Genomic DNA, 21,904 nt, shown 5'->3' with positions numbered 1-21,904 from the left:
AGAGAGCACGAGTGTACCTCTGGCCTTTCGACTCTATCAACTCGTACGTAGCATTTTGACCAGCGTCAGAAGCTGCTGACGCGTGGCTTCATCGAAGCGGTGAAACCAGCGGTGCAGCGAGGGCAGTTCGGCCTGAGTGGTCCAGTCCAGATCGGCGGTAAGCCGGACGGAAGAGGGCGTAGCAGAAGTGGTATTTGCAAACCGGGGCACAGAGGCAATCTGGCGGGTGCGATTATAATTCAGCATCGCTTTTTCCATATCTGCGGATGTGGTGACCGGCAGGTGGTCGCGCACGCTGGTAATCTCCGTGCCTTTTTCATCCACCAGCTGAAAGTTCAGGCTGCGGTCAAAATGATAACGCTCGCGTTTTGTCTCCAGCGCAGGCAACCGAATGGTGATGGTTTTGGCTACCGCGGTGAACGTGACGATCATCGGCACCGATTGATAAGCGATGACGTTCTCTTTCTGACCTTTGCGCTGCTGCTCTACCCGAAACAGAAACTGATGCTGACCGCGGTCCAGCTCCAGGCTGTCTGCGCCTTTGAGGAGGGAGCCTGAAATTTTTCGACCATCCAGCACCAGCAAATCGATCTGAGGATCGAGCTTTAATGTGATGGCAGAACAGGACGCCGAAACGAGGAGGGTAAGTAACCCCGTTACAGCCAGCGACAGCTTCATTTCAACTCCGGTAACTGAAGACACAAAGGATGGTGTGTAGCAAATTCTTACATTATGGCAGTTAATTTACATTTAAACATATTTATTCGTGCGCGGGTTCAATTAATTTCGCTGAGGGCTTACCCGCTAAAGGGCACGCCAATCTACACTCAACACTGGCCTGAAAGGAGATAAACATGAACGATCAGACAATTCGTGAGGTGCTGACGCGCACCCAACGTATCGCCTTAGTCGGAGCAAGCGATCGCCCCGAACGTCCCAGTTACGGTGTGATGAAATATCTGCTCGATCAGGGGTATGAGGTGATCCCGGTCAGCCCGAAACTGGCAGGAAAAACGCTGCTGGGGCAGCAGGGGTATGCCAGCCTGGCGGATGTACCGGGCAAGATTGATATGGTGGACGTCTTTCGCAATTCTGAAGCCGCGTGGGGCGTGGCCCAGGAGGCTATCGCCGTGGGGGCAAAAACATTATGGCTGCAGCTGGGTGTGATTAATGAGCAGGCGGCGGTACTGGCACAGGATGCGGGCATGACGGTGATTATGGATCGCTGCCCGAAGATTGAAATTCCGCGTCTGGGAATAACGCGTCAGAAATGATGAGTGTGGCGGCAGAGCGTGCCGCCACTAATTAGTGTCGCAGATGAGGTGCCTGTAATTGCTGACGTACCGATGCTGCCAGCTCATCCATTGAAGGCTGCTCAGGGTGTTCAATGCTGGTTTCGCCGGAAAGCTGAATCTCAGCAACATAGGTATGTACCTGATCGCCTTCCTCATCTTCCATCACCACATGATACCAGGGCGCGGTGCGCATTTTCTCTTCCGCGCCAACATCTTCAATTTTAGGCTCATCTAACGAGTATTCAGGATCGACATCGACGATAACGCCCAGTACGCCGGACAAACGATGACGAACCTGCTGACCAATACCAAATTTACTGGCAATCATTGTGACCTCCCAAAAAAAAGCTCTCTTACCAATATTGGGGCAGGAGCCGTTTTTTCAAGTCACATTACGCGGCAGGCGAAACCTTTCAGGTAGAGACCTTCCGGATAGCTGGCGATCACCGGATGATCCGCGGCCTGGCGGAACTGTTCGATAAACTGTACTTCACGGCCCGCATCCAGCGCGGCATCGGCGATGATCTTCTGGAACAGATCGGTGGCCATCAGACCGGAGCAGGAGAAGGTCATTAATACGCCGCCCGGATTCAGTAACTGAATGGCAAGCATATTGATGTCTTTATAGCCGCGACAGGCGCCCATCAACTGGCTTTTGTTTTCAACGAACTTTGGCGGATCCATAATGATCAGATCGAATTTCTCACCACTGTCCCGATAACGGCGCAGCAGTTTGAAAACATCATCACGCTCAAATTGCGCGCGGGAGAGATCCAGCTCATTGAGTTCAACATTCTGACGGGCAACGTCCAGCGCCTCCTGTGAGGTATCCACGCTGATCACTTCTTTACAGCCACCCATTAGCGCAGAAACCGCGAATCCGCCGGTGTAAGAGAAGCAGTTAAGGACGCGGGCATCCTGTGCGTAACGACGCGTAGCGAGACGGCTGTCACGCTGATCAAGATAATAGCCGGTTTTGTGACCGCCCTGGATATCCACCAGCAGCTTCATGCCATGTTCAGTAATCGGCAGCAGCGGCGGCGGCAGTTCACCGGTAACGGTGCCCTGCGTCAGCGCCAGACCCTCTTTCTTACGAACGGCGACGTCAGAACGGTCATAGATGGCGCAGCCAGGGAAACAGTGCTGCAGGGCAGTGATGATCGCTGCACGCTGATATTCTGCGCCTGCTGAGAGCAGTTGCATCACTAAAAAGTTGCCAAAGCGGTCGATGGTGACGCCCGGTAAACCATCAGATTCACCGGCGATCAGGCGATAGCTGTCCAGACCATCGCGGGCCGCCAGCCATTCGCGCCACTGCTGCGCCTGTTCAAACCGGCGGACAAAGAAGGCGATATCGATGGATTCATCGGCCTGCCAGCTCCAGACGCGGGCGCGGATCTGCGACTCGGGTGAATAAGCGGCGCGAGCCAGCCATTTACCGTTACTGTCACAAACGTCAATGGTTTCACCCAGTTGCGCTTTACCTTCCAGACGCGCAACGGCACCTGAAAAGACCCATGGATGGCGACGGAGCAGGGACTTTTCACGTCCCTTTGCGAGAATCAATCTGACTGTCATAGTTTGCTATGCTTACCTGAAAAAATGAGGCGCCATTGTCCGGTGGATAACGGGAAATTGCAACGAACAGCAGCAGGAGAGAATAATGTCAGCAGCCTGTTTTAAAGCATGGGTTCATGGCCGCGTCCAGGGCGTCGGGTTTCGTTACAGTACTCAGGCAGAAGCCAGGACGCTGGGCGTACTGGGCTATGCGCGAAATCTGGATGACGGCAGTGTCGAGGTGCTGGCCTGGGGTGAGGCGGAGCAGGTCGATGCGCTGATCGCCTGGCTTAAAGCGGGCGGGCCACGCAGCGCGCGCGTTGAAAAGGTGCTGGTGGAGCCGTACCAGCCCGCAGAGCCGCCCCGCGATTTTACGACCGGTTAATTACAGACATTTCGCCGGCTTAGGCAGGCCGGCGATTTTCGTCGCCTGTTTAGCCGGCCCTTCAGGGAACAGGCGGAACAGATAGCGGCTATTGCCTTTCTCTTCCCCATATTTTTGCGCCATCGCCTTCACCAGCATTCGCACGGCAGGGGAGGTGTTATATTCCAGATAAAAGGCGCGCACAAAATGGACCACTTCCCAGTGTGCTTCGGTCAGGGTCAGGCCTTCCTGATCGGCGATGTGGACAGCCAGTGCTTCACTCCAGTCGCCGGGATGCTTCAGATAGCCTTCGGCATCAACGGCGATTTCGTTACCGTTAAAATTCACGTGACATCCTCTTAGTAAATGACGGCGCAGTTTATCAAACCTGGCGGGCAGTAAAAGCAAAAACCCCGCCGAAGCGGGGTTTTACAGGCTACTGTCACTGCGGATTAGTTACTGCGGGCAAATCCCAGCAGGCTCAGCAGGCTGACAAAGATGTTATAGAGCGAAACATAGAGGCTGACCGTCGCCCGAATGTAGTTGGTTTCGCCCCCGTGAATGATGTTGCTGGTTTCCCACAAAATCGCACCGGCTGAAAACAGAATGAACAGGGCGCTGATGGCCAGATGCAATGCAGGCAGCTGCAGGAAGATGTTGGCTACGACAGCAACCAGCAACACGACGAAACCTGCCATCATCATGCCGCCGAGGAAGGACATATCACGACGGGTGGTCAGCACGTAAGCCGAACAGCAGAAGAACACCAGGGCCGTGCCGCCCAGCGCCAGCGCTATAACGTCACCCATGCCTGCGGTTAAGAATGAGCTCAGGATAGGCCCCAGGCAATAACCCAGGAAGCCCGTAAAGGCAAAAGCGGCCAGGATGCCCATCGGGCTGTTAGCCAGACGGTAAGTTAAAAACATCAAGCCATAGAAGCCAACCAGCATCAGGATTAAACCCGGCGCAGGCAGGGCCAGCAGGGTGCTGGCGGTAGCCGTAACGGCTGAGAAGGCCAGAGTCAGTCCGAGAAGAAAATAGGTATTGCGCAGAACTCTGTGCGTAGACAGCAGTGAGGCCTGCGATGAGGTGACAATTCTTTCCATGTTGCGCTCCTTTAAGCAGAACACCAAATATGTGCCGAGAATACGCAGGCCATTAAAGAGGGAAAAGGCGTTTTACCCTTCTTTACGCGCTAAACTGCTAATTGTTTGAGCAGAGTGGCGATTTTGACACCGAAAAATCACAATCTGGCTGTTTTTCAGGCGAATAGACAGATAGGTGCTTTACATCCCTAAACGGGGTGTTTATAGTGCGCGTCATTGCGGAGGGGTGGCCGAGCGGCTTAAGGCAGCGGTCTTGAAAACCGCCGATGGGAAACCATCCGAGAGTTCGAATCTCTCCTCCTCCGCCACTTTATCTGCCCTGGGCAATAAAGCGGCAAAAATAAATGTTTTGCCAATGCAGTACAGTTTCAAAACGGAGGGGTGGCCGAGCGGCTTAAGGCAGCGGTCTTGAAAACCGCCGATGGGAAACCATCCGAGAGTTCGAATCTCTCCTCCTCCGCCACATTTTACAGGCCAGCACTCAGTGCTGGCCTGTTTCGTTTCTGCCCTCACTGTTTCTTCTTCCTGTCTGAAAAAAGCGTGTCTCTCTCTGTGACGCGTGGCTGCGCATTCATCTCTCAGGTGCATCTCTGCTATAGTCCACTCACCGTTTTTGCAAACATCTGGCGCTTTTCTGAGGCGAGCTGAGTTACACTGTTGATTACATCGCTCTGAGGCGAGCTAATCGGTTGATAGCCAGAGTGTTTCTTTACTGAATGAATGGAATAGGCACAATGATCAAGAAACTGAGTCTTTGCGCATTGTCAGTGCTCGCTGCATTGCCGGTCGGAACGGTAGCATTTGCTGCTGAGGGTGATATGCAGCTGCAACAGGTGCTGATGTTAAGTCGCCACAATCTGCGTGCACCGCTGGCTGATAATGGCAGCGTGCTGGCGCAGTCGACCAAAAAGAGCTGGCCGCAGTGGGATGTTCCCGGCGGACAGCTGACCACTAAAGGTGGTGTGCTGGAAGTCTACATGGGTAACTACACCCGTCAGTGGCTGGCACAGCAGGGCCTGGTGAAGAACGGCAGCTGTCCTGACAGCAATAACGTCTTTGTTTACGCCAACAGCCTGCAGCGCACTGTGGCCACCGCCCAGTTCTTTGTTAATGGCGCCTTCCCGGGCTGTGACGTCGCTGTCACTCATCAGGATGAAATGGGCTCCATGGATCCTATTTTCAATCCGGTTATCACAGATGGCAGTGAAGCATTCAATAAGAAAGCGCTGGCTGAGATGGCCGCTGCGAATGAAAAACTGTCGCTGAAGCCTGCCTTCCAGCGCCTGGAAAAGATTGTCGACTACAAAGCATCGCCTGCCTGCAACAATAAAAAGCAGTGTGACCTCAGCAGTGGTCAGAACACCTTCAGCGCTGAAAATGGTAAAGAACCGAATGTCAGTGGCCCGCTGAAAACGGGGAATTCGCTGATGGATGCGTTCACGCTGCAATATTACGAAGGTTTCCCGCTGGATCAGGTTGCATGGGGCCAGATCAAAACGCCTGAGCAGTGGAAAGAGCTGTCAGCGATTAAAAATGGTTACCAGGATGCGCTGTTTACCAGCCCGGACATTTCCCGTGAAGTGGCGGCACCGCTGGTGGACTATATTCGCAGTCAGTTAGTGGATCAGGACAAAGCCAACGCGCCAAAAATTACGCTGATGGTAGGCCATGACTCAAACATCGCCTCGCTGCTGAGCGCGTTGCAGGTCAAGCCTTATGAACTGCCTGATACCTTCGAAAAAACGCCGATTGGCGGTCAGGTTGTTTTCGAACGCTGGCATGATGCGAAAAATGATAAAGACCTGCTCAAAGTTGAGTATGTCTATCAGAGCGCCGATCAGCTGCGCAACGCAGACGTGCTGAGCCTGAAGAATCCACCGAAGCGCGTTACGCTGCAACTGGCGGGTTGTGAGACCGATGCAAACGGCTATTGTAGCTGGGATCAGTTCTCTCAGGTGCTGAATGCTGCGCTGCAGGGCACGCCAATGCAGCCAGCGGCGGCACCACAACCGGCAGCCCAGTCTGACGACGACAGTGCGAAAGCCGCAGCGACGAATGACGCTGCTGCTGATAAGGCTGAAGCGGATAAAGCGACCGCAGCCAAAGAGAAGGCTGACGCCGATAAAGCTGCCGCTGAGAAGTCTGAAGCGGATAAAGCCTCCGCTGAAAAAGCAAAAGCGGACAAAGCAGCAGCCGATAAAGCTGCAGCCGAGAAGGCAAAAGCGGACAAGGCAGCAGCGGATAAAGCCGCCGCCGAGAAGGCAAAAGCGGACAAGGCAGCAGCGGATAAAGCCGCCGCCGAGAAGGCAAAAGCGGACAAGGCAGCAGCCGATAAAGCCGCCGCTGAGAAAGCGAAAGCGGACAACGCGGCAGCGAAATCAGCCAGTGCCGATAAAAGCGCGGCTGACCAGGCTAACGCCTCGAACACGCCTGCAACAGCGCGCAACGACGAATCAAAGTCAGCGGCTGTGGCAACACAGTAATCGCGCTATCTGGCCGATAATAAAAAACCCCGTCGAGACGGGGTTTTTTTATGGCTGCAAGGCGGTTAACCCGCCACGACCACCAGTTTCTGGTTAGCAAACTCTTTGATGCCCAGATCAGACAGCTCACGGCCATAACCTGAACGTTTCACGCCACCAAAGGGCAGTTCCGCTGAGGTGTCGCTCTGAGAGTTGATAAACACCATGCCGGTTTCAATGGCAGAGGCCAGTTTACGACCCCGTGCAATATCGCGTGTCCAGACCGAGCCGCCAAGACCATAGTGAGAGTCGTTCGCCAGCGCCACAGCCGCCTGATCGTCACTTATGACATAAACCTGCGCGACCGGACCGAAGAACTCCTGATAATAGGCGGGATTATCCGGGGTAATGCCAGTGAGAATGGTTGGCTGATAGTAGCAACCTGCACCGTCAACGGCTTTGCCGCCCGTGACCAGTTTTGCGCCATTGGCGACGGCTTCGTCTACCTGTTTCACCAGGCGGTCACGCGCGTCAGCGGAGGAGAGCGGGCCAAGCGTAGTCTTCTCATCCAGCGGATCGCCCAGCGTAGCGGAACTCAGTGCAGCGCTGAACTGGCTGATAAAGCGATCGGCAATCTTCTCATGCAGAATAAAACGTTTTGCGGCGGTACAGACCTGGCCGCAGTTGCTGAGGCGAGCCTGCACACCCTGACGTACCGCTTCGTCGAGATCGGCATCATCCAGCACCACAAACACGTCATTGCCACCCAGCTCCAGCGTCGATTTCTTAAGATGCTTACCGGCCTGCTCAGCCACGGCGCTGCCAGCGCGCTCGGATCCGGTCAGGGCGACACCCTGCACCCGGTCGTCAGCAATCAGATCGGCGACCTGATCGGTGGAGATGAACAGGTTAGTCCAGGCCCCTTCAGGCGCACCCGCTTCACGAACCAGCTTTTCAAAGATATCGGCACAGTGCGGCACGATATTGGCATGTTTTGCCAGCACCGGGTTACCCAGCGCCAGGTTAGGTGCCAGCACGCGCATCAGCTGATAGTAAGGGAAGTTCCACGGCTCGACGGCGACTAAAACGCCAATCGGGTGGTACTCAACCCAGGCTTCGCCCAGATCGCTGGGATAGGACTGCGGCTGCAGAATACGTTCCGCATTCTCTGCGTAGTAGCGGGCAATCTGCGAGCAGATTTTCACTTCTCCGCGGCTCTGACCAATCAGTTTACCCATCTCTTTACTGGCGATGGTGGCCAGTTCTTCCGCGCGGCTATCAATCAGGTCAGCCAGTTTTTTCAGTACCTGCAGACGCGGCTGAATATCACCTTTACTCCATGAAGAATGGAAAAGGCGATCGGCCACTTCGAGGGCATGGCTGACGGCGGCTTCATCGTGTGACGGCCAGCTTTTCAGCAACTGGTTGTTTGCGGGATTAATGCTTTGATAGGAAGACATAGCGTACTCCTTGGTGTGCTAAAAATTGAGGGCGGGAAAGTCCCGCCCCTGAATCAGACGTTCTTACGTTCTACGGGCTTGTCATCCCAGGTCAGGAGATCTTTATCGGTTTTTTCAAAGGCGCGAATCAGCACGTCATCACTGCCTTGCTGACGCCAGATCTCTTCTGCCAGTTTTTCATCGTAATTGGCCACTTCGAAGATGGCCTCAGCAATTTCAGGGGAGGTATGACGCAGACTGGCCCATTCGCCAACGTGATGTGCTTTTGATTGTTCAGTAGACATACTTTTCTCCTTTGATTAAATCAGTCCTGCAGTTTGACTGTCAGTCCGGCCACATGTTCACCCTGGAAACGGGCGATATTGAGTTCCGCTTCGGTAGGCTGACGCGAACCATCGCCGCCCGCCAGTGTGGTGGCTCCATAAGGCGTGCCACCGCGAACCTGAGAAATATCGAACAACTCTTTGGTGCCGTAGCCGATTGGCACAATCACCATGCCGTGATGCGCCAGGGTGGTCCAGACAGACGTGATGGTCTGTTCCTGACCGCCGCCGGTGCCGGTTGAGGTAAAGACGCTGGCAACCTTGCCAAACAGCGCGCCTGACGCCCAGAGTCCGCCGGTGCGATCCCAGAAGGTACGCATCTGTCCGGCCATGTTGCCGAAGCGGGTCGGGGTACCGACGATAATTGCGTCATAGTGCGGCAGCACCTCAGGCGTGGCTTCTGCTGCCTGCTGATCGGTTTTGCCGCCCACCTGTGCAAAGCGATCGGCCTCCATCGTTTCTGGTACCCGCAGGATATCCACTTCCGCGCCGGGAACCCGACGAGCGCCTTCTGCAACCGCGTTCGCCATTGTTTCAATATGTCCGTACATCGAGTAGTAGAGCACCAGAATCTTAGCCATTGATCTCTCCAGATGGTTTTGACGTCCAGAAAAAGTATAGAAGAGCTTTCGTTTTACGCAGGCGATGCCGAAGCCGAAGCGGAGGAGTCGGGCAATAAATCAGCAGCTAATCGGTTGTAAGTCGGCAGAGTGTTTGTTGTTTAGCCAAATTTCTGGCGATTACTCTGTTGCTAAATGTGACTGGCGGAAGAGTGAAAGGATAATCTGGCTATTATTTAAACATGGGCTGCTCCCGGGTTTCGGGCCGTCAGCCCTCTGTTTTTAATTCTTAATTATCGCACTACGCGACAGGAGCAAATCATGACAACACATCGTGGGGGTTCTGGAAATTTTGCTGAAAACCGTGAACGTGCCGCAGAAGCGGGACGTAAAGGGGGAAAAAACAGCGGCGGTAATTTTAAAAACGATCCGCAGCGCGCCGCGCGCGCGGGTGAGAAGGGGGGACGCAGCAGTCCTAAAAAACCGGACGCCTAACCCCACCCTGCCGCCGGTGGAGACCGGCGGTTAACGTCGTTGCTTTTCCCCCTCGCTCTCCCCACAATATTGTCCGGACACATCATCAGGTGAATTATGTCGGACACACTCCGTGGTTTAACCCTGCGCCTGACGCGGCAGGAGCTGGTATTACTATTCATAACCATGATCTGGGGCGGCACCTTTCTGGTGGTGCATCGTGCGATGCAACATTCCGGCCCGTTCTTCTTTGTCGGCCTGCGTTTTGCCACCGCCGCGCTGTTGCTGGCGCTCTTTTTCCGCCGTTATCTGGCAGGCATGACCTGGCTGGAGGTGAAAGCGGGCGCGCTGATTGGCCTGTCGATCGCCGGGGGCTATGGTCTTCAGACCTGGGGAATGCAGACCATCTCCAGCAGTCAGTCCGCCTTTCTTACCGCGCTCTATGTCCCTGTCGTGCCATTGCTGCAATGGCTGTTTCTGCGCCGTCCGCCGGGATTAATGTCGTGGCTGGGGATTGTACTGGCGTTTACCGGCCTGCTGCTGGTGGCCGGGCCGCAGGATGGTCGCATCACTCTGAATGCGGGTGAAATAGCGACGCTGATCAGCACCCTGGCGATCGCCGCCGAGATCATCTTAATCAGCCGCTATGCCGGTAAGGTCGATGTGCGCCGTGTGACCCTGATCCAGCTGGCGGTGGCGTCGCTGTGCGCCTTTGGTCTGATGATCCCCAATGGGGAAACGGTGCCTGCCATCTCAACACCGCTGCTGCTCAGCGCGCTGGGGCTGGGTGCGGCCAGCGCCCTGATTCAGGTCACCATGAACTGGGCGCAACGCAGCGTTTCGCCGACCCGCGCCACGGTGATTTATGCCGGGGAACCAGTCTGGGCCGGCGTCGTGGGGCGTATTGCGGGTGAGCGCCTGCCTGCGCTGGCGTTGCTGGGCGGGGCGCTGATCGTCTGCGGGGTGATCGTCAGTGAGCTGCGGCTGAAACGAAAAAAAGCGGTGCAGCCTGCTGCCACACCGCTGGAGTAGTTAGTTAACCCTGCTGTCGCGCCAGTGGCTTGTCCTGCTTTGCCGCACTGCGTCGGCGCAGAATAGCATTGAGGATAATCGCGCCAAAGGTGGCGGTACCGATACCCCCCAGCGTGAAAGAACCGATTTTCAGCGCGAAATCACCGGCTCCGAGCACCAGTGTGGTCGCCACCATGATCAGGTTACTGTTCTGGCCTAAATCGACATGGTTCTGCACCCAGATGCGGGCACCCGCGACTGCAATCAGCCCGAACACCACGATGGATGCGCCACCAATCACCGGGGCCGGAATGGTGTGGATCAGCGCTCCAAACTTCGGCGAGAAACCGGCGAGGATGGCGATAACCGCCGCGGCGACAAACGCCAGCGTAGAGTAGACTTTGGTCACCGCCATCACCCCGATATTTTCGGCATAGGTGGTGACGCCACTGCCGCCGATCGAGCCGGAGAGCATGGTGGCCAGGCCATCGCCAACAAAAGCGCGTCCCATGTAAGGATCGAGATTGCGTCCGGTCATGCCCGCCACTGCTTTCAGATGCCCGAGGTTTTCAGCCACCAGAATGATCGCCACCGGGGCGATAAGCACCATCGCCTGCAGATCAAAGGTGGGAGCGGTGGTGTGCGGCAGGCCAAACCAGGCGGCCTGTGACAGCAGCGTAAAATCGACCGGCTTACCCAGCCCCAGACCGTTGGTCAGTAGCGCATAGATCGCCCAGGCCAGAATCAGGCCGACCAGAATCAGCAGTCGCTGAATCATCCCGTGGGTAAACACCGCCACCAGACCGATACAGAGCACGGTCATCACCGCAACCCAGCTGTCGAATGACGAGGCGGAGACGCTGTGAACTGCAATCGGGGCCAGATTCAGCCCGATAGCCATCACCACCGCACCGGTCACGACCGGCGGCATCAGGTTTTCAATCCAGCGCGTGCCGGACTTCATCACCACCAGACCAATCAGCGTGTAGAGCAGGCCGCAGGCGATCACGCCGCCCAGCGCCACGCTGAGATTGGGATTAAGCCCCTGACCGCTGAAGCCAGTTACCGCAATGACCACGCCGACAAAGGCAGCGCTCGACCCGAGATAGCTGGGCACCCGACCGCCGGTTATAAAGAAGAACAGCAGCGTGCCTATACCCGAGACCAGAATGGCCAGGTTGGGATCCAGCCCCATCAGCAGGGGCATCAGCACCGTTGCGCCAAACATCGCCACCGCATGCTGTAAACCCAGCACCAGCGTCTGCCCCAGAGGCAGGGTCTCATCCGGGGCGATAATACCGTTTTCTGTTAATGCCGACTTCTTTTGCCATTGCGGAAACCAGGATCGTGCCATCGTCTACTCCAGAGCGTTATGAATGCCGGTGGGATTCAGGGAAGCGTTAACAGGCATCCTGCCGCAACAGGGGATGGTATCCCCGGTCAAACCACGCCAGACCGTGGGTGTCGTCATTGCGCACTAACCCCACGACTTCGCAGAACAACGTGTCATGCGTACCGACGCTGACAATCTGAGTGATGCGACAGTCAAAGGACACGACGGCGCCGCTCAGTACCGGTGAGCCGGTCACGGCCGTTGACCACTCAGCGGCAATAAAACGATCAGCCATTGGCGTTTTGCCGCCGAACAGATTGGAGAGCGTTTCATGGCCCGCTGCCAGCGTATTGACGCAGAGCTGCATGTTTTCGCGGAACACCGGGTAAACCGAGGCAGAGCGGTTAAGGCAGACCAGCAGCGTCGGCGGCGAATCCGTGACGCTGCACACCGCCGAGGCCGTAAAGCCTGCGCGTCCGGCCGGGCCTTCCGTGGTGATGATGTTGACCGCAGCACCCAGCCGCGACATCGCATTACGAAACTCAGTTTTCTCAACGGCAGGGGTAAGGGTATCCAGGCTCATCGTGTTCTCCGCGAAAAGGTTATCCGACGACGCGCTGCAGCGGCTGCACGTCATCAGTCTGATCCAGCCACTGCAGCAGCAGGGCATTAAAGTTTTCGGGGGCGGTGACGCTCATGGCGTGGCCGCCCCAGGCCATCATCTGTTCAGTAGCATTGGGCAGGGCCGCGGCCAGCTCAGTTGAGCAGCTCCACGGCACCAGCAGATCGTCCTGGCTGGCGATTACCAGCACCGGTTGTGGAATGGCAGCAGCCTGCGCGCTGAAGTCGGCGCTCATCAGGGCGTGCAGCCGCCGCATCAGATTTTCCATTCCCTGAAAATGTGCGACGTGATGGCTATCTTCCTGCTCCAGCCGCGTCTGATGCTGCGCCATCCACTCCGCTGGATAGAGAAACAGCGGCTGAGCGCGGACAAATGCCTCGACGCCGACGTTGAGCAGCAGGTCCTGACGCACCTGAAAGCAGCGACGGGTATGGGGATGCAGCGTCAGCCAGCCATTGATCACCGCGATCCGTTCGATCCGATCCGGATAATCCAGCGCCAGCTGCATCCCCATCAGACCGCCCAGCGCGTGACCGATCAGGCTGAAGCGCAGGATGCCGTGCTGCGCCAGCGCGACGGCCAGTTCTGACGCCATCATCGCCATGCTGTAGCCTTCCGGCAGGCTGTCAGCGCTGCGGCCGGTGCCGCGCTGGTCATAGATCACCACCCGATAGCGTGCCGTTAGTGCGGCCAGCTGCGGCTGCCAGAAACCCGCCACGCCGCCCAGACCGGATGAGAGCACCAGCGTCGGTGCATCGGGATTTTGCAGACCCAGAATATCCAGCTGCATCAGACCTCCGCTTTGCCGATGTGCGCCACGCTGGCGATCTCAATCAGCGCATCAGGCTTGACCAGACCGCACTGAATACAGAAGCGCGCCGGTTTTTCGCCGGGAAAGTACTCGGCATAAACCTGATTCACCGCGGCGTAGTTCGACCAGTCAGTAATAAAAATCGAATTAAACGTCACATCGGCCATGCTGCCACCGGCGGTCTCAATCACCTTTTTGATGGTTTCCAGCACGTGGCGGGTCTGCGCTGCGGCATCACCCACATGCACCACGTTGTTGTCAGCATCAAACGGCAGCGTACCCGAGACATAGACCACGCCATCCGCCAGCGTGCCGGGAACGAACGGGGCGATGGGGGTGGTGGTGCCTGGCGGAACAATAATACTTTTCGGCATAGCGTCGTCCTTATCGTGGATTAGCGGGCATTCAGGCTTTCGCAGAAGGTATCGACATCCGATACCCAGCCAAAAAAGGTTTCGATATTGAACAGGGCAGCCTGCTGAGCAAAGGGCGGGCCGGCCTGATAAGTGGCATCTTCCAGCACCACGCCGAAGTACTCCAGAAAGAAGCCGTCGCGCAGCGTCGATTCAACGCAGACGTTGGTGGCGATGCCGGTAAACATCAGATGACGGATCCCGCGGCTGCGCAGCATGCTGTCGAGCGGGGTGTTATAGAAGCCGCTGTAACGCGATTTCGGCAGCACGATGTCACCGGGTTGTGGCACCAGTTCATCGACCAGTGCGTAATCCCAGCCGCCTTTCGACAGCAGCGAGCCCTGCAGTTCAGGCCGTTTGCGCATGGTTTTCAGGGCATTCGATTTATGGAAATTGGGGGAACCGGCGTCGCCCGCTTCTACATAGTCACTGTCCCAGCCGTTCTGGAACCAGATGATCTGAACGCCTGCCGCACGGGCCGCCGTCACCGCCTGATGGATTTTCGCAATCACCGGCTTTGTGGCGGAAACATCGAAGCCCGCCAGATCGAGATAGCCGCCTTCAGTGGCGTAGGCGTTCTGCATATCCACGACAATCAGCGCGGTCTGGCCGGGCGGAAAGGCGATCGGTTCTGGCCGCGCCGGCAGTTCAACCTGTGGAACATCCGGCGTGTGAGCACAATAAACGGTAGCCATCATGCCACCTCCTGCTGTGCGTCGAGCAGGGCGCTGCGACAGGCCATCAGCGGCTGAATGTGCTGCCCGAAGTTCTCGATACCCTGCAGGAAGTCATCAAACGTCAGCAGCACGCCGTGGGTGCCTTCGACCTGCGCAACCTCATCCAGCATCCGCGCCACGCTGGCATAAGATCCCACCAGGGTGCCCATATTGATATTGACTGCCGAGGTCGGATCCGCCATCTGGCGCACATTGGTGTCGCTGCCCGATTTGGTGTCCTGCTGACTCTGGGTGGTGAGCCAGGAGAGCGCCTCTTCATCCGCACCCGCTTTGTAGTGTTCCCACTTCGCCCGCGCTTCTTCGTCCGTTTCAGCAGCGATGATCATAAACAGCACATAGGAGCCGACATCGCGGCCCGCTTTTTCAGCGGCCTGCTTCATGCGAATCGAGGTAGAGCTGAACGCGGCGGGTGTGTTAACACCTTTACCAAAGCAGAAGTTGTAATCGGCGTGCTGAGCAGAGAAGGCCATACCGGCATCGCTCTGTCCGGCGCAGATCACCTTCATCGGGCGCTGCGGCTGCGGACTCACGCGGCAGTCGTTCATGGTGAAGAACTCACCTTTAAAGTCCGATTTTCCGGTGCCCCACAGATCGCGCAGCACGGTAACGTATTCGGTCAGATAAGCGTAGCGGCTGCTGAAGTACTCATCGCCAGGCCACATACCCATCTGTTCATATTCCGGTTTCTGCCAGCCGGTCACCAGGTTGACGCCAAAGCGACCGCCTGAAATGGAATCGATGGTGGACGCCATGCGCGCCACAATCGCCGGAGGCAGCGTCAGGGTGGCGGCGGTGGCGTAGATCTCAATGCGCGATGTCACGGCGGCCAGCCCAGCCATCAGGGTGAACGATTCGAGATTATGATCCCAGAACTCGGTTTTTCCGCCGAAGCCGCGCAGTTTGATCATCGAGAGCGCAAAATCGAAATGGTAATGCTCTGCTTTCAGCACGATCGCTTTGTTCAGTTCAAAGGTCGGCATGTACTGCGGCGCATTGGACGAAATCAGCCAGCCATTGTTACCAATCGGAATAAAGACGCCTATCTTCATGTGAAACCTCGTTGCGATGGGGGAAAGGTGTTTCACGCGCTGCACTGCATCCTGCATCGTCCATGTGGGCCGCGCTCAGTCACAATTCTGCAAAGTGTGTGCCACTTTTTTTATTGTTTTATATAACAATGAGTTAAAATTAACCCGAAAGAGGTAAGTGGAGTAACTGGTCCATTTCAGACCGTCTGGTCAAAATTCGCTGCACGTTTTCCATGCAGACTGAGCAAAAAAGGTGCAGGGCGCGGATTGGGCAGCGATGAATCCCTTTGCTATGATGCGCTGACACCAGAAGGATGAGGTAAACGTGTGAATACCGATGAAAAAAAGCCAACGCGTCGTTCGCGTGCGGTTGCAGCGAAGCGGGCCGCCATACTGGAAGCGGCATTAACCTTCTTCTCACAGTTTGGCATTCACGGCACCAGCCTCGATAAGGTAGCCGAGCTGGCCGATGTCTCTAAAACTAATCTGCTCTACTATTTTCCCTCTAAAGAAGTGCTCTATGTGGCGGTGCTTAAGCAGATTCTGGATGTCTGGCTGGCACCGTTGCGCGCGCTGGCGCACGATCAGGATCCATTGGTCGCGATTCGGCGCTACATCCGGCTCAAGCTGGAAGTGTCGCGCGATCATCCTCAGGCTTCCCGGCTCTTCTGTCTGGAGATGCTGCAGGGTGCTCCGCTTCTGAAAGGGGAGCTGGCAGGCGATCTTAAGCAACTGGTGGATGACAAAGCGGCAATTATTGAACGCTGGATTGATGAAGGACGTCTGGCGGGCGTACAGCCGCAGCATCTGATCTTTATGCTGTGGGCCACCACGCAGCATTACGCCGATTTTGCCACTCAGGTTGAGGCCGTTACCGGCCAGACGCTCAGCGATCCGGCGTTTTTCGATCAGGCTGTTGATAATGTGCAGCGCATGATCATCGAAGGGATTCGCGTACGCTAATTCAGGATACATCCACGGTTCAGGTACGGAGTTAATCAATGGATTCTGTTTCGCAACTGGTGCTGGGTGCCTCAGTCAGTGTCGCAGTGATGGGACGTCGGGTGCCGGTCTGGCAGGCCGCGCTGGTGGGCGGCGTCTGCGGTACCTTACCCGATCTCGATGTCTTTCTTGATCATGGCGATGCGATACGCAACATGACCCTGCATCGCACGGAAACGCATGCGTTGCTCTGGCTCACGCTGCTCTCGCCACTGATTGCATGGCTGGTGGCGGGGCTGTTTCGCCAGCGGGTGAAGTGGGCAGCATGGTGGCCTGCCATCTGGCTGGCGCTGATCACCCATCCGCTGCTCGATTTGATGACGGTGTATGGCACCCAGCTTGGCCTGCCGATCACCGATTATCCTTACGTCATCGGCAGTATCTACATCGTCGATCCACTCTATACGCTGCCGCTGCTGGCAGGCCTGGGCGTCGCGCTCTGGCGGCGCAGTGATAAAGGGCTGCGCGGAAACCGGCTCGGGCTGATGCTGAGTACCCTTTATCTGGTCTGGAGTGTGATGATTCAGGGCGTTGCAGGCTGGCAGATCAGAGCGTCGCTGGCGGAGCAGGGTATTCCGGACAATAAAGTGCTGGTGACGCCGACGGCCTTTAATACGCTGGTATGGCGCAGCGTGATTATGACGCCGGATCGCTATGGTGAAGTTTATTGGTCGCTATTGTCGCCCTCACGGCCACTGCAGGTGGCGTGGTACCCGCGTCATCCTGAGCTGTTCGACGCCTTTCGGGGCAGCTGGTATGCAGAACGTGTTGCCTGGTTCAGCCACGGCTTTTACGCCCTGCGTGAGCAGGACGGGCAGACGACGATTGCCGACCTGCGCATGGGCGAAGGCGATAAGTATACCTTCACCTTTGGTCTGGGCACGCCTCAGCAGCCCGATCCCCGGCCGCAGCGCTTACCTTATGAACGCCCCTCTTTATCCGCCATTTTCTCTGCGCTGGGCGATCGCCTGTAAAAAAAAGCCCGGTCATCTGACCGGGCTTTGTTCATGATATTACCGATTAGCGGCTACGACGATTACGCAGCATCCAGCCTACACCCAGCAGGGCAAACCAGAGTGGCGTAACCAACAGCGCCTGGCGCGTATCTTCCTGCAGCGTCAGCAGCACCAGAACAAATGCGAAAAATGCCATGCAGACCCAGCACATGAATTTGCCCAGCGGCATCTTAAATGCCGACTCCGCATGGCGCTGCGGATGCTTTTTACGGTAGGCCAGATAGCTGCACAGAATGATGGTCCAGACGAACATAAACAGAATGGCCGAGACGGTGGTCACCAGCGTGAAGACCTTCATCACATCCGGGATCAGGTAGATCAACGCCACACCAATCAGCAGGCACAGGCAGGAGAAAAACAGGCCGGTAGTCGGCACCGCACGGGCAGAGAGTCGGCCAAAGGCGCGGCTGGCCACACCCTGCTGCGACAGGCCATAGAGCATACGGCTGGTGGAGAAGATGCCGCTGTTGGCTGAGGAGGCGGCAGAAGTCAGCACCACAAAGTTAACGATACTCGCAGCAGCAGGCAGACCAATCAGAACGAACATCTCAACAAACGGACTGCGATCGGCCATCACCTGGGTCCAGGGCGTTACCGCCATAATCACCATCAGCGCCAGCACGTAAAACATAATGACCCGCAACGGAATCGCATTAATCGCGCGCGGTAACACTTTATGCGGATTGTGGGTTTCAGCCGCTGCCGTGCCCACCAGTTCAATGCCGACAAAGGCAAACACCGCAATCTGGAAGCCGGCAAAGAAGCCGCTGAGGCCTTTCGGGAACATGCCGCCGTGATCCCAGATGTTGCTGAGTGACGCTGTGCCGCCGCCCGGTGAGGGGTAGTGAATCGATACCAGCACAATCCCGGTTACGATCAGCGCCACAATGGCGACAATTTTAATGATCGCGAACCAGAACTCCATCTCGCCAAACAGCTTGACGGTGGCAATGTTGAGCGCCAGAAAAACCACCACGCAGAGCAGGGCGCTCATCCAGATCGAGAAGCCCGGAAACCAGAGCTGGAAATAGGCGCTGATTGCCACCACGTCGGCAATGCCGGTTACCACCCAACAGAACCAGTAGGTCCAGCCGGTAAAGTAGCCGGCCCACGGGCCAAGCAGATCAGCGGCAAAATCGCTAAAGGATTTGTACTCAAGGTTGGAGAGCAGCAGCTCCCCCATGGCGCGCATCACAAAGAACAGCATAAAACCGATGATCATATAGACGAAAATGATCGAGGGGCCAGCCAGGCTGATGGTTTTACCGGAACCCATAAACAGGCCGGTACCGATAGCGCCACCAATGGCGATCAGCTGGATGTGACGATTGTGCAGATTGCGCTGGAGCTTATCGGGCGTTTCGTGGGTGCTTGCGGTTTCTTTAGATTGATCAACCATAAAATTGTCTTTCCTGTCGTGATGTTGTGTTCAGCTCTGCTGGCTGTTAGTCAAGGCGTCTGCCTGAGGGCAAGTCGGCATAAGATAGAGGAAGAGAGCCGGAATCGGGTAACGCTTTTTTACCAATTGTGATGCCTGCCGTCCCGGAAGCAGCAATAAAGCGCGATTTTGTTCAAACCTTCGTCAGTCTGGGTAATTATTCATCACGTTATGTCAGTCAGGCGGCGTAAAGGGCGATGGGCTTCTACACTTTTTGTTTGCTAATCATCAACCTGCGAGAGGGACTATGCGCACGCTTATCCTGTTTTTGCTGTTGCTTGCGCTGGGATGGGTCAGCTTACCCTGGCTTAAGCAGCATCTGCCGCCGCAGTTTAATCCCTTTACGCCACTCTCTGTTACCGATCCGCCGGGCTGGATGACGCAGATTAAGATGAAAAGGCTGGCCAGCGATCCTGACGCATGTCTGGCGGTGATGCGCCGCGCTCAACAGGCGGGCTGGGTCAGCTTCAGCGAGCGTCCGGACGTCACGGGTCACTGTCCGCTCAGTCATCCGCTGCGGGTTCAGAAATTTGGCCCGGTCAGCCTCAGCAGCAGCTTTCTGGCCAGCTGTCCTATGGCCGTCGCCAGCACCATGTATGCTCTGCGCAGTCGTGAGCAGACCGCCAGAGAGTTGCACAGTCCACTGGTACGAATTACCCATGTCGGCAGTTACGCCTGCCGTAATATTTATCATCGTGCCCAGGGGCGGCTCAGTGAACATGCCACGGCCGATGCCTGGGATGTGACAGGCTTTCAGCTGGCTGATGGCCAGCGGCTTGAGGTCAGTCGTCACTGGCAACAGCCGGAAGAAAAAGCGGCAATGCTTCATACGCTGTGGCGTGGCGGCTGTGAGGTATTCGGCAATGCGCTGGGGCCGGACTATAACGCCGCTCACGCCTCACATTTTCATCTGGGTATGCGTGGTGCAGGCTACTGCCGATAAATCATCAGACAGGATTAATACCGTGTTTGATTAAGAAATGTTCTTATGGTGCCAGTAAAACCCATCCAGTTATCATTGCTGAACCTGATCCCTTACTGAAATAGTCTGACAACAGGTAAGGATGCTCCTAAAAAAACCGATTTCAGGGCCATTTGTAAGAATAAAACGATGCCTGCGGGATAAAACCCTTGCGCAAATTCTCAGCGTCATTTGCTCAGCGCCTGCTGGCGGCATGATGAAATTATTTCATGATTGCGCTGGCAGAAATAAGGGAAAGGTATCGCATAAATAAAAAAGTGCGTGATTAAGAAAAGAACGGATTTTACCTGCAAATTTATTTTCAGATGATTTAGTTGCGTGACTATCGGTAAAGTGATTTAACTGATTAAAATAGAGTCAGTGCTGAGCATTACGCCGTAAATAGTGATCTCCGCCACGTATTGCGGCCAGGTAGCAGATTAAGTAAAGGTGACTATTACGGACGTGCTGTCCTGGGTCAGGTACCCGCAGTCAGATAAGTGGATAAACCACAGCAGGATATGAATCGACTGGCACAGAGCACGGTCGGGCAGGGGAGAGCAGAAAAGGTTTATTAAACATCACATCGTTACGCTTACAGGGCTGCCACTGAAAACCGGGACAGGCCTGTAACCTGCAAGCGCGTGGCGCGGGCAGCAAGCCGGTTAGCTGCCTCAGCAGACGCCACAGGGGCTGCGGGGACGTCTGACGAAGCCTGTCCTGATGGCTGCAATGACAGAGCCGGTCTTATTTCCTGATAAAAAATATGTCAGAAATTTGCCACTGCCGCTTCGCTTATAATGGAGTAATTAACGCCTTGTTTACTCGTTATTTACCCAACAATCAGCATCGCGATTCAATATTTTCAGCAGACTTTTCAAGTCTGAGAAAAAATTGCACTGGAGGTCAGGGATTGAAATCCTATCAGAAAAATCTTATTCTTCTGGGGTGATTGAAATTGCTGTGATCGGCCTCACCTTGTAAAGGCAGGAACACTTTTTCACTCCGCTCCAACGGTGAAAGGTTAAATGCGCTGTAGATCGGGACAGGTTCGTCCTGCACGATAAATTAGTTTTCTTCTGCAAATTTATTTTATCCGATGAATCTGAATGAATATTACCGGAAGGGCGAGTGAAATTAACGCTGAGGCAATATGAGTACTGAAAATTATTTCGCCTGGCGAGCTGAGGCGAAAGAAAAATTTCAGGCATTAACGGTTTCTTCTGAATTGAAGCCGTTATTGCAACAATTTATTGAATCATTAGGCTTCGATTATTTTGCCTTTTTGATTCAGCACCCGGTGCCTTTTACCCGACCGCGTATTCATTTACATAGCACCTATCCCAAACTATGGGTTAAACGCTATGAGAAGCAGAATTATTACGCTGTCGATCCGGTGCTCAGGTTGTGTCAGCGACCGGGCAGAGGCATGGCGTGGACGGAGGAACTGTTCGCTGACGCCGGCAATTTGTGGCGTGAGGCGAGAGAATATGGGCTGCAGAGCGGATTTTCTTGCTCTGCAATGGCACCAAATCGCGTCATTGGTATATTATCTATATCGTCGCAACAGCCCATTTCTGTCCAGCTCTGCCATGCTGAACTGGAGGTGAAACTACACCTTTTAGCGGAACTAAGTCTGGATACGCTGGAACGCTTTAGCGATGATGCAATGATGGTACTAAAAAAAGAGTTTAGTCAGCGCGAGCTGGAAATTTTGAAATGGACAGCCGAAGGAAAAACGGCGGTCGAAATTTCACTTATTTTATCCATCTCTGAACATACCGTTAACTTTCACCAAAAAAATATGCAAAAGCGTTTCAATGTTTCCAATAAAACGCAGATTGCCTGCTATGCAGCGGCAATCGGACTGATCTGAACATTAAGCAACGGCTACATTTAGCTGTTCCTTTGCACAGGTCTGTTGTCTATTC

General features: G+C 55.4%; 24 protein-coding genes and 2 tRNA genes. 11 read left to right on the top strand and 15 right to left on the bottom strand.

What is annotated here, in order from left to right:
• Window positions 1–36: 36 nt before the first annotated feature.
• On the bottom strand, window positions 37–678 hold the full coding sequence (locus ACR8BN_RS12360; protein ID WP_064704751.1) for a YccT family protein: 642 nt from the start codon (window positions 676–678) through the stop codon (window positions 37–39).
• A gap of 176 nt (window positions 679–854) precedes the next feature.
• On the opposite strand from ACR8BN_RS12360, the gene ACR8BN_RS12355 reads away from it, so the two are divergent.
• Complete coding sequence (locus ACR8BN_RS12355; RefSeq protein WP_010669789.1) at window positions 855–1,274, top strand: CoA-binding protein; 420 nt, start codon at window positions 855–857, stop codon at window positions 1,272–1,274.
• 31 nt (window positions 1,275–1,305) lie between these two features.
• Here ACR8BN_RS12355 and hspQ read toward each other — a convergent pair whose 3' ends face one another.
• Window positions 1,306–1,623, bottom strand: coding sequence for a heat shock protein HspQ (gene hspQ, locus ACR8BN_RS12350; RefSeq protein ID WP_010246651.1), 318 nt, complete (start codon window positions 1,621–1,623; stop codon window positions 1,306–1,308).
• Between the two features lie 59 nt (window positions 1,624–1,682).
• Window positions 1,683–2,873, bottom strand: a complete 1,191-nt coding sequence (gene rlmI, locus ACR8BN_RS12345; RefSeq protein ID WP_022625919.1) for a 23S rRNA (cytosine(1962)-C(5))-methyltransferase RlmI — start codon at window positions 2,871–2,873, stop codon at window positions 1,683–1,685.
• Between the two features lie 85 nt (window positions 2,874–2,958).
• On the opposite strand from rlmI, the gene yccX reads away from it, so the two are divergent.
• Window positions 2,959–3,237: an acylphosphatase gene (gene yccX, locus ACR8BN_RS12340; protein ID WP_109653167.1), complete on the top strand. Its 279-nt coding sequence runs from the start codon at window positions 2,959–2,961 to the stop codon at window positions 3,235–3,237.
• Here the strand turns inward: yccX and ACR8BN_RS12335 are convergent, their stop codons facing one another.
• Both ACR8BN_RS12335 and yccA read right to left on the bottom strand, forming a co-directional pair.
• Window positions 3,238–3,564 (bottom strand): TusE/DsrC/DsvC family sulfur relay protein, encoded by a 327-nt coding sequence (locus ACR8BN_RS12335; RefSeq protein WP_010246645.1) that lies wholly within the window; start codon window positions 3,562–3,564, stop codon window positions 3,238–3,240.
• A 104-nt stretch (window positions 3,565–3,668) separates the two neighbouring features.
• Entirely contained in the window at window positions 3,669–4,322 is a 654-nt protein-coding gene (yccA, locus tag ACR8BN_RS12330; protein WP_434746975.1) for an FtsH protease modulator YccA, read from the bottom strand.
• A gap of 220 nt (window positions 4,323–4,542) precedes the next feature.
• Between yccA and ACR8BN_RS12325 the strand changes: the two genes are divergently transcribed.
• The 3 genes from ACR8BN_RS12325 (at window position 4,543) to agp (ending at window position 6,805) form a co-directional block, all read left to right on the top strand.
• Window positions 4,543–4,630, top strand: a tRNA-Ser gene (locus tag ACR8BN_RS12325).
• A 67-nt stretch (window positions 4,631–4,697) separates the two neighbouring features.
• Window positions 4,698–4,785 (top strand) — tRNA-Ser (locus ACR8BN_RS12320).
• 271 nt (window positions 4,786–5,056) lie between these two features.
• The gene (gene agp / locus ACR8BN_RS12315) at window positions 5,057–6,805 is read left to right on the top strand and encodes a bifunctional glucose-1-phosphatase/inositol phosphatase (RefSeq protein ID WP_434746974.1); all 1,749 of its coding nucleotides are present in this window, start codon (window positions 5,057–5,059) and stop codon (window positions 6,803–6,805) included.
• Window positions 6,806–6,870: 65 nt separating this feature from the next.
• On the opposite strand, the gene ACR8BN_RS12310 is transcribed toward agp, so the two are convergent.
• Genes ACR8BN_RS12310 through wrbA form a run of 3 tightly spaced genes read right to left on the bottom strand, consistent with a single transcriptional unit; the run spans window position 6,871 to window position 9,148 of the window.
• Window positions 6,871–8,244 (bottom strand): NAD-dependent succinate-semialdehyde dehydrogenase, encoded by a 1,374-nt coding sequence (locus ACR8BN_RS12310; protein ID WP_425011703.1) that lies wholly within the window; start codon window positions 8,242–8,244, stop codon window positions 6,871–6,873.
• 53 nt (window positions 8,245–8,297) lie between these two features.
• A complete protein-coding gene (locus tag ACR8BN_RS12305; RefSeq protein ID WP_010669794.1) occupies window positions 8,298–8,528 on the bottom strand; it encodes a YccJ family protein in 231 nt (76 codons plus the stop codon).
• Between the two features lie 20 nt (window positions 8,529–8,548).
• Window positions 8,549–9,148, bottom strand: a complete 600-nt coding sequence (wrbA, locus tag ACR8BN_RS12300; protein ID WP_022625914.1) for an NAD(P)H:quinone oxidoreductase — start codon at window positions 9,146–9,148, stop codon at window positions 8,549–8,551.
• Between the two features lie 300 nt (window positions 9,149–9,448).
• On the opposite strand from wrbA, the gene ACR8BN_RS12295 reads away from it, so the two are divergent.
• Both ACR8BN_RS12295 and ACR8BN_RS12290 read left to right on the top strand, forming a co-directional pair.
• On the top strand, window positions 9,449–9,622 hold the full coding sequence (locus tag ACR8BN_RS12295; RefSeq protein WP_010246636.1) for a general stress protein: 174 nt from the start codon (window positions 9,449–9,451) through the stop codon (window positions 9,620–9,622).
• A gap of 96 nt (window positions 9,623–9,718) precedes the next feature.
• Window positions 9,719–10,633, top strand: coding sequence for a DMT family transporter (locus tag ACR8BN_RS12290; RefSeq protein ID WP_010669796.1), 915 nt, complete (start codon window positions 9,719–9,721; stop codon window positions 10,631–10,633).
• 4 nt (window positions 10,634–10,637) lie between these two features.
• Here ACR8BN_RS12290 and rutG read toward each other — a convergent pair whose 3' ends face one another.
• Genes rutG through rutA form a run of 6 tightly spaced genes read right to left on the bottom strand, consistent with a single transcriptional unit; the run spans window position 10,638 to window position 15,577 of the window.
• The gene (gene rutG / locus ACR8BN_RS12285; RefSeq protein WP_010669797.1) at window positions 10,638–11,966 is read right to left on the bottom strand and encodes a pyrimidine utilization transport protein G; all 1,329 of its coding nucleotides are present in this window, start codon (window positions 11,964–11,966) and stop codon (window positions 10,638–10,640) included.
• Window positions 11,967–12,012: 46 nt separating this feature from the next.
• Window positions 12,013–12,528, bottom strand: a complete 516-nt coding sequence (rutF, locus tag ACR8BN_RS12280) for an NADH-dependent FMN reductase RutF (protein ID WP_434746973.1) — start codon at window positions 12,526–12,528, stop codon at window positions 12,013–12,015.
• Window positions 12,529–12,547: 19 nt separating this feature from the next.
• On the bottom strand, window positions 12,548–13,357 hold the full coding sequence (rutD, locus tag ACR8BN_RS12275; RefSeq protein WP_434746972.1) for a pyrimidine utilization protein D: 810 nt from the start codon (window positions 13,355–13,357) through the stop codon (window positions 12,548–12,550).
• Entirely contained in the window at window positions 13,357–13,752 is a 396-nt protein-coding gene (gene rutC, locus ACR8BN_RS12270) for a pyrimidine utilization protein C (protein ID WP_010246626.1), read from the bottom strand. The genes rutD and rutC overlap by 1 nt, the downstream gene beginning before the upstream one ends.
• Before the next feature lie 20 nt (window positions 13,753–13,772).
• Window positions 13,773–14,486, bottom strand: a complete 714-nt coding sequence (gene rutB / locus ACR8BN_RS12265; protein ID WP_010246624.1) for a pyrimidine utilization protein B — start codon at window positions 14,484–14,486, stop codon at window positions 13,773–13,775.
• Window positions 14,486–15,577: a pyrimidine utilization protein A gene (gene rutA, locus ACR8BN_RS12260; RefSeq protein WP_010669800.1), complete on the bottom strand. Its 1,092-nt coding sequence runs from the start codon at window positions 15,575–15,577 to the stop codon at window positions 14,486–14,488. Before rutA ends, rutB begins: the two co-directional genes overlap by 1 nt.
• A gap of 306 nt (window positions 15,578–15,883) precedes the next feature.
• Here rutA and rutR point away from each other — a divergent pair, with 306 nt between their 5' ends.
• Both rutR and ACR8BN_RS12250 read left to right on the top strand, forming a co-directional pair.
• Window positions 15,884–16,519, top strand: coding sequence for an HTH-type transcriptional regulator RutR (gene rutR, locus ACR8BN_RS12255; protein ID WP_003849991.1), 636 nt, complete (start codon window positions 15,884–15,886; stop codon window positions 16,517–16,519).
• A gap of 38 nt (window positions 16,520–16,557) precedes the next feature.
• Complete coding sequence (locus ACR8BN_RS12250) at window positions 16,558–17,532, top strand: metal-dependent hydrolase (protein WP_434746971.1); 975 nt, start codon at window positions 16,558–16,560, stop codon at window positions 17,530–17,532.
• Between the two features lie 46 nt (window positions 17,533–17,578).
• Here the strand turns inward: ACR8BN_RS12250 and cycA are convergent, their stop codons facing one another.
• Window positions 17,579–18,973, bottom strand: a complete 1,395-nt coding sequence (gene cycA, locus ACR8BN_RS12245) for a D-serine/D-alanine/glycine transporter (RefSeq protein WP_307746782.1) — start codon at window positions 18,971–18,973, stop codon at window positions 17,579–17,581.
• 286 nt (window positions 18,974–19,259) lie between these two features.
• Between cycA and ACR8BN_RS12240 the strand changes: the two genes are divergently transcribed.
• Together ACR8BN_RS12240 and sdiA are read left to right on the top strand one after the other, a co-directional pair.
• Complete coding sequence (locus tag ACR8BN_RS12240) at window positions 19,260–19,955, top strand: extensin-like domain-containing protein (RefSeq protein WP_323168924.1); 696 nt, start codon at window positions 19,260–19,262, stop codon at window positions 19,953–19,955.
• A 1,171-nt stretch (window positions 19,956–21,126) separates the two neighbouring features.
• Window positions 21,127–21,849, top strand: coding sequence for a transcriptional regulator SdiA (sdiA, locus tag ACR8BN_RS12235; protein ID WP_010246613.1), 723 nt, complete (start codon window positions 21,127–21,129; stop codon window positions 21,847–21,849).
• Window positions 21,850–21,904: the final 55 nt, after the last annotated feature.

The organism is Pantoea sp. Lu_F5_004 (assembly GCF_051136245.1).
Taxonomy (GTDB): Bacteria; Pseudomonadota; Gammaproteobacteria; order Enterobacterales; family Enterobacteriaceae; genus Pantoea; species Pantoea agglomerans.
Note: the sequence above shows the minus strand (reverse complement) of the source record. Positions and strands in the feature narration are given on the sequence as shown.